The organism is Cytophagia bacterium CHB2 (assembly GCA_030263535.1).
In the GTDB taxonomy this organism is placed as follows: domain Bacteria; phylum Zhuqueibacterota; class Zhuqueibacteria; order Zhuqueibacterales; family Zhuqueibacteraceae; genus Coneutiohabitans.
Genome location: SZPB01000300.1, coordinates 1 through 8,168, shown reverse-complemented (window position 1 = coordinate 8,168; position 8,168 = coordinate 1). Strand labels below are relative to the sequence as shown.

Genomic DNA, 8,168 nt, shown 5'->3' with positions numbered 1-8,168 from the left:
CTGATATCAAGCACCTTGACGCCTTCTTCGTAGTGTGAAACATAAGCGTGCCGGCCGCGCACGTGAACATTGTGCGCGATGCTCATTGGCGGGACGGCATATTCCGCGACCAACCCGATATTGCGATCATTCGAGGGATCGTTATCCCACAACACATGAATATCCCAGATTTTGAGGCTTTGTCCCGGAGTTTCGTCGGTGGTGAGCAGATAATTGCCGTCTTCCGACACGCCGGAATTATGGGAGAAACCGTTGGGATAGATGATCGATGTCAGCAAACGCGGGCGGCTGCGATCTGAAATATCCAGGACATCGATGAAGCCGCCTTGATAGACATTGCTGTTGAATAGGATATTCTTATGCGCGTAAGAATCGTGCACGTAGCGTGTGCTATATGCCCCCACCGCCTGCGGGGCCGCAGGATCCGCAAGGCTTATGATCCGCACCCCGCCCTGATCGCCGGGCTGATCGACCGTCGCGCTGCCTCCCTGCACGTAGAGATAGCCCTGCTCATCAACTGAAATCGTGTGCGCATGAGCGGTGTTTGCCGTGACGCCGGGCCACAACCACGATGAGTGAGAGACAGAGTCCGGCAGCCGCGCCAGATCGACAATTTGCAATCCGGCGTATTCACTCGGCGTGCCATGCTCGCTGACCACATAGGCATAATGCGAATAGGTTTTGAGTTCGCGCCAGATCGTTCCCCCGCCAACCGGGCCGGGCACGAATTTCACCTGCACCGGATTTTGCGGGTTGGTGATATCGACAATTGAAAGCCCGTTTTGTGTGGTCAGCAAGGCATACTCACGGCCTTGGTCATCGGTGTAGCCCCAGATATTGGAATATCGTTGATATTGATGTAAATGCCCGAGCAAGGTAATGTTGTTGTTAAGCCCCGGGCGATACTGCGCAAAAAGACTATGTGATAGACAAAGGGCGGCAAGCACAAAAACGCGCATTAACCATTTTGAATGTTTCATTCTGACTCTGTTCTTAAAAGTGTTTTGATTGACAAAAGTATGCCCCAGGAATATTCCTGGGGCATGTTCAACCCGCTACTGCTCATGAACCAGCACTGACGGCGTTGCGTCTCATCTCACCAGCAATTGCTTTTGCACGTGCTGCAGCGCGCCGGCTTGCAGTTTATAAAAGTAGACGCCGTTGCTCACCAACTCGCCGCGCGTGTCGCGGCCGTTCCAGCGCGCGCTAAACTGGCCGGGCCGGTAAGGCTGATCGACCAGCGTCGCGACTTCCCGTCCCAGAACATCAAAAATCTTCAGCGTGACACGCTGCGCGGCAAGATCGAGCGGCAGGTGATAGCGGATTTCTGCTTCTGCTGCGCCCATGCCGGCTTGCCAGGGATTGGGATAACTCGCGCTCAAATGGAAGGCCGCGGGTATACCATTCGGCGCCTCATTGCGGTCCGCCACCTGCGTAACGCCCGAGAGCCAATTCAACACGTTTTGCATCACCTCCGGACGCCCGACGTAACCCGGCCGCGGCACGCTGCCGGGATTGACGGCCTCGAAGCCGAATCCAAAAAACACGAGACGGGAGTTATTTGCCGGATCTGTCACGCGCACACCCGCCACCGTGCCCGCCGTTGTATCAAACATCACGCAGGCAATCGCGCCGGCGCTCGGGATCAGCACATCACGTGAGGTTTGATTGTTCGCGCCCAGCGTGCCGGCATTGATGATATTGATCAAACCTTTGCCCACCGGATCGCTTTGCACGCCGTGCAAAATAATATCGTTGAGATTGCGGTCGAACGACACCCGCACGCGATTGCTGAGAAACGGGGTGCCGTTCAAACTTTCAGCGATGTTTTGTCCGGTGAGGAAAACCCTGCCGCCGCGGTCAAGATGCGCAGCGATGCTGTCTTGTTCCGCCGGCGTCAACACCTCGGCGCCGCTGGCATTGCCGGTGTACCAGATGATGATATTGCGCTTGAATTGCGGAGCGAAGCTCACCGGCGCCAGGCCGCGATCTTTTTGCGACCAGACGAAAGAGGTGACACCAATCTCCTCCAGCGCTGAGGAGTAATAATTGGAGAAATTGCCGTTGGGATCGTCGTTTACCAGCAAGATATCAGCCGGCTCCACCACGATATTCAAATCATTTGTCCCGCCGGTGATCACGATATCGGTCAATGTTTGACCGGCAAACGGAATATCCGGCTCAACAACAAGACGATCGTAGGCAATAGCCGGGGGCTGTGACACATAAAGACCGGAAAAGGTAAAATTGCCCTGGGCATCGCTCGTTGCAGTTGCCGTGAAATCGTCTATGACATCGCTGCTGGCAAACAGCGTAAGCTTGGCGCTCACACCATTACCGGCGGCGTCGCGTACGGCGCCGGTCAGGTTTGTTTGCGGCAAAGGCGTCAAGGCGCGATGATGCACCAGGGGATTGCCGTAGGTTAGCGTCACCACGCTCGTATCGGGCAGATAGGGAAATGCGCGCAGCACGATTGTCGCTTGAATATCCGCTGGCGCAGTCGAGCTTGCCAGCGTGCGGAATTCGTAATGGCCGCCGTCGTAAATCGGTTGCACGTAATTTCTCTCAAGCCATTTCGCCTCGAGATTTTTAATGATGCTGCCGTTGCTGGCATTGGTAACCAGGCCCTCCACCGTGGCTACCGGCAGCGCGGAACCGAGCTGGGTTTGAAAAATACCGCGGCCGTCGGTGCGATCCGAGTAGTAATCAACCCAGGAAGCGCGGAAGCGATCGGCTTTATCGAGATTGGCTTGTGAAGGCGTCACGCCCTGGCGTGTGAGATACACATAACCCTGGCGAAAAACTTTGGGCGCGGTTGCAGCGCTCGGCACACGCGGCCCTTCCACCGCGATGATATCGTTAACCGTAATCGTTCGTTTCACTCCGGTCGCGGTGACGCCGGTTTGCGGAAACGCCGAGCGCTGTGTCAACGTGACGCCCAGTACGTCAATCAGAAAAAAGGGCGGAATTTCCTCCGCCGGGCGCAATCCCATGAGATAATGATCGAGCAGGCTGAAATTGTCGAACGAACGCACGGTGGTAAACGTGCCGTTGCCATTGTCTTGCCAGCCGTTGCCTTCCATCACGGAGCCGTCGGTATCGAGATAAAAACTCCAATGTCCCAGGCCTCTGCCGAGGATGAGATCGGTTTCAACGCCGTTGACCAGGGAGCGCACAAAGGCACCCCATTCGTGCTCGGCCTCCTGACCCAATACATTCACAAAGCTGAAGCCTGCCGGGTTATCCGGCCAGTAGTTGACGAAATTCATGTGCAAGAAGCCCTGCAAGCGGCCGGCGCTGCCGTAGTTTGCAGTAAGATCGAAATTATTAAGTCCGAGGCCTTGAATATCGTTGCGCACGAATTGATAGAATGCGCCAAAGGGCGCCCCTAACAAATCAAAATCCGTGATCAACACCAATTGATCAAAGCTATCCGGCTGCACGGCGTAAAAGCGCTGGGCGATACCGACCGTGCTGACGACGCGATACGGAATGTCTTCGAATGCCTCGAAGATGGCGCCCGCGCGCGATCCGGTTATGGGAAGATTGCTGAAATCGACGCTTTGAAATTCTGCGCCGAGGTCGCCGATGGAAAAACCAACGTAAATCGGATTGCCATTTGCCGCCACCTGAATATCGACATCGGTAAAAACGATATCAAAAGAGCCGTCGGCAAACAAGGTCAACTGAATCGTATTCGAATTTTGCGCGCCGAATTCGGGAATTCTATCCCAGGTGATGACAAAGCGATCGCCCGCCTGTTGATAGTAGACGCCGCCGCCGGCCTGCGGATTCAAATCGACGAAGAAGGCCGCAATAATCGGCAATTCGAGATTGAAATCAGCGGGATCATAAAAATCAGGGTTGCCGATGCCGCCGAAGGTGAGATTGCCGTTGGAGCGGATATACGTGTGATCCCACGTTTGCCCGGCAAAGGGGAACGAAAAGCCCGAGGTGAAATTGATGCGATGGTTGGTATCATCGCCGGCGTTGAGATTCGTGCCCAGGCCCTCATCAAACGTCAGCGTTGAGGCGCTGACGTCATAGCTGCCGTTTGTGTTCGGTGTGAAGTGCAAGCCCTTGTTGCGCAGATCGAAGGCATTACGGCCGGGTTCGGCGATCAATGTGCCGTCATCTTCGATAACGACGAGATCGCCGGCAACGAACGTTTGGGCGGGTCTGGACGCCAAGCCTTGTTGCGCACGCTGGCTGCTTTGAACCTTGTCGAACAGAATGGCATCAAGCGCGCTGCCGTGGTAGGTGCCGCAAACAAAGGCGCCATGTTGGTTGGTAGCAGCGGCGCGATGACGATTGGGTCGCGCGTTCTCAGCCCTGGTTTCATGCGCGAACAAAAAACTAAGACAAATGAAAACTGCGGTGAGGGAAAAGCATCGTACACCTCGCGCAAATGGCATGGATAGCTCCTGTACCTGAATGATGGAGAGTGAGGGTTGATTATCTTCGCGTTATTTTGTTAAGGCGCCGCAATATCCGGAACACACGAGCGAAAGGCAAGATATTTTAGGCGAATGGCGCGCGCAGCGCCTTAATAAAAAATTGAGGCGCGCAGCCCGGCATTTTTTGCGGTGAAAGGCAGGCGCAAACAAGTTGGTAGGTTCGATGATGCACGAGGCCGGGAAGAGACTATCTTTTGCTGAAATACCTCCCGAATAGCAAATCGCTCAACTGTACCGCTTCTTTGGAATAGGGATTGACGTTGCGCAAGCCCAGCTCGGCGTCGAGCAGGGCTTTGGCCTCTTTCCAGGTTTGGAGAGGCTCGAGGCGATCGACGAATTCGAGATAAGCGTCGGCGTCGCGTTGAAAAATTTTGCGGATGAAAGCGCGGCGGCTCTTGTCGTCGATCAAATGATAAAGCGAGGGAAACGGCCCGGCCGGCTGCTGCTCGATCTTGGCGCGGTGCACCAACTGTTCTTCTTCATCAAAACGAATTTTGATCTTGGGCTTGACCTCCGGCTCTGCAACAGCCGCGGCCGGCTCTGCCACAAGCACCGGCGGCTCGATCGGAGGCTGGAGGTCAGAGGAGAACGTGTGCAATTCCGTTTTCTCAGAAGCAGCGATTGCAGGCGCGTGCTCAGCAGGCGTTGGCGACTCCAGCGGCGCATGCTGCAATTCGCTCACGGCGGCATGCACCAGACGGCTTTCGATCTCACTGGCTGCTTCTTCCAAAACTTCCGTCATGTCCACCGAAACCGGTGCGCCGCCCTCGGCCGGCGTGATGGGCAACATGGCCGCGCCATTCGCGAGGTAATCCGTCACCAGCTTTTCGATTTCGCGAATTTCCCACGCCTCTTTTTGGGTGAATTCTGGCAACAGGTTTTCAGCCAATTCCGGCAAGTTGCGCTCAAACAGCATGGCAAGCACGGTTTGATTATCGATCAAAAAACCGTCTTGATCCGGTTCGCGCCCGAGCAGGCTGCGGCAATAACGCTGATACTGTTTCAAATCCTGCACCAGCGCCGTCACGGGATCGCCGCCATACACTTCGCGCTCGACTTGATGGCAGGCGGCAAGAAACGCCTCTTTCGTCACCGGACCGGGCGGATATCCGGCAATGCGATCGACCAGTCCGCGCAAGTATTGTTGTTCTTCGCCGAGGCCGCGCAGCACCACGAGAATGTCGTCGCGGTTGCGCTCCACCACATGCTGGTAGAGCAGATGCTCCAGCGCGCTGCGCGGTTTGGCCAGCACATCGAATTGCAGGCTCACACCGAAATTCAACACCGGCTTCAGCTCGGAGCGGTCGAACACCAGGCGTTCGGCGAGCATGTCGCGCAACAGGCGCAACTGCCGGCGCACCTCGGGATCGTCCAGCTCATATTCCCGCAGGGTGTGCAACCCGAGGGGTTTTTCCTCACGCACGAGCTTGTGGGCGCGCTGGCGAAACAAGCCTTTCAAGATTTCCGGAATATCTGCTGCCAGCAACTCGCGCAGCGACACAGTATCGCGCGCGGCGGCAATCCGATCTTCCAGCGCAGCCACCAGTTTCTCGCGTTCTTTCTCCCAATAATCGCGCTTCGCGCGCCGCCGTGTCGGTGAACTCGCATCGAACCGCGAGCGGTTGAGCGTTGAGAGCGTCGGGCTTTGGATATCCTCGTGCATATCAGTAGCGATCATAAAAAAGAAGGTTCAGCCACGGCTTGGCCGTGGCTGAGCAATTACGGTTTATCAAGTTTAGTCATGCGGCGGATTATTCGCCCTCGTCCTCATCTTCCGCCACCACGCGCGCCACCGCGGCGATGCGATCATCCTTATCGAGCTTGATCAGCTTCACGCCAGAGGTGTTGCGGCTGATGACTTTGATATCCTTCATTTTCTGGCGAATCACCACGCCTTTTTGCGTGATGATCATGAGATCATCGTCATCCACCACTTCCTTGATGTCAACCATCTTGCCGGTTTTGTCGGTGGCTTTCAACGTGATCAGGCCCGAGCCGCCGCGATGCTGAACTTTGTAGTCTTTCAACTCGCTGCGTTTGCCATAGCCGCTTTCGCTCACGACGAGAATCGTGGCTTCACGCTTCAGCTCCACCATGCCGACCACCACGTCGCCTTTTTCGAGATCGATGCCTTTCACGCCGCCGGCGCCGCGTCCCATTTCGCGCACCTCGTTTTCGTGAAAACGAATTGCCTGGCCGTTGCGCGTGCCCAGCATCAAGTCCATGCTGCCGTCGGTGATTTTGGCTTCGATCAATTCGTCCTTATCATCAATGTTGATCGCCGCAATGCCGGTTTTGCGCGGATTCGAAAAGGCGTTCAGCGCGGTTTTCTTCACCAGGCCGTTCTTCGTCGCAAACGCGACAAAGTGTTTGTCGTCGAATTCTTTCACCGAAACGAACGCCGCGACTTTTTCCTCGGGCGCCAAGGAAAGCATGTTGACGATGGCGCGGCCCTTTGCGCCCTTGCCGGCCTGCGGAATGTCATAAACTTTCACCCAATAGCATTTGCCCTGGGAGGTGAAGAACAAAACGTAATGATGCGTCGAGGCAATGAACAGATGTTCGACCCAATCCTCGTCGCCGGTTTTTGCGCCGGTCACACCGCGGCCGCCGCGGCTCTGCCGGCGATAGCTTGACACCGGAAAGCGCTTGATAAAACCGCTGTGTGAGATGGTGATCACCATGTCTTCCTCGGCGATCATGTCTTCGATGGTAAATTCGCTGGTTTCAGAAACGATTTCCGTGCGGCGCTCGTCGGCATATTTGTCGCGCAGCTCCTTCAACTCCTTCGCGATCACCTCCATGCGTTTGCCCTTGTCGGCCAGCAATGCTTTCAGCTCTTTGATGAGCTTCTGCACTTCGCGGTACTCGGCTTCGATCTTGTCGCGCTCCAGGCCGGTGAGGCGCTGCAAGCGCATGTCCAAAATCGCCTGCGCCTGAATGTCGCTGAGCTTGAATTTTTTCATCAAGCCGTCTTTGGCGGTTTGCGGATCCTTCGCCTTTTTGATGATCGCGATGACTTCGTCGATGTTGTTGATACAGATGCGCAAGCCTTCGAGAATGTGCGCGCGCTTCTCGGCCTTGTCCAGCTCGAATTTTGTGCGCCGCACCACCACTTCGTGGCGGAAGTCGAGGAAGTGCTGCAACATTTGCTTGAGATTGAGCACCACGGGCGCGCCGTCCACCAGCGCCAGCATGATGGCGCCAAAGGTAACGTGCATTTGCGTGTATTTGAACAAATTGTTCAACACCACTTCCGGCACGGCGTCGTTTTTCAGCTCGATCACCAGGCGCATGCCGTCGCGGTCGCTCTCGTCGCGCACGTCGCGAATGCCCTCGACTTTCTTCTCACGCACCAGCTCGCCGATTTTCTCGTGCAGCGTGGCTTTGTTGACTTGGTACGGCAGCTCGGTGACGATGATGTTCTGGCGGCCGCCGCGCACTTCTTCCAGCACGGTGCGCGCACGCACTTGCATGCGGCCGCGGCCGGTGCGATAGGCTTCATCGATGCCTTCGGTGCCGTAGATGATGCCCGCCGTCGGGAAATCCGGACCTTTGACTATCTTCATCAGCTTGTCGACAGTAATGTCGGGGTTCTTGATCATCGCGTGCAGTGCGTCGATGATTTCGCCGAGATTATGCGGCGGAATGTTGGTGGCCATGCCCACCGCAATGCCCGAGGAGCCGTTGACTAGCAGGTTAGGCAGCACC

Annotated in this window: 4 protein-coding genes; all 4 read right to left on the bottom strand. The window is 56.0% G+C overall.

The window, feature by feature from the left end:
• Positions 1-980: choice-of-anchor B family protein (locus FBQ85_22660; protein MDL1877944.1), on the bottom strand; the 980-nt coding region annotated here is incomplete at its 3' end.
• A gap of 111 nt (positions 981-1,091) precedes the next feature.
• Positions 1,092-4,415 (bottom strand): hypothetical protein, encoded by a 3,324-nt coding sequence (locus FBQ85_22655; GenBank protein MDL1877943.1) that lies wholly within the window; start codon positions 4,413-4,415, stop codon positions 1,092-1,094.
• 229 nt (positions 4,416-4,644) lie between these two features.
• Complete coding sequence (locus tag FBQ85_22650) at positions 4,645-6,135, bottom strand: hypothetical protein (GenBank protein ID MDL1877942.1); 1,491 nt, start codon at positions 6,133-6,135, stop codon at positions 4,645-4,647.
• A 73-nt stretch (positions 6,136-6,208) separates the two neighbouring features.
• A partial coding sequence (gene gyrA, locus FBQ85_22645) for a DNA gyrase subunit A (GenBank protein MDL1877941.1) occupies positions 6,209-8,168 on the bottom strand: 1,960 nt, incomplete at its 5' end.

What these genes read in the sequence shown, in the direction of transcription:
- FBQ85_22655 (MDL1877943.1), bottom strand. Translation starts at nt 4,415, where the DNA reads ATGCCATTTGCGCGAGGTGTACGATGCTTTTCCCTCACCGCAGTTTTC.
- FBQ85_22650 (MDL1877942.1), bottom strand. Translation starts at nt 6,135, where the DNA reads ATGATCGCTACTGATATGCACGAGGATATCCAAAGCCCGACGCTCTCA.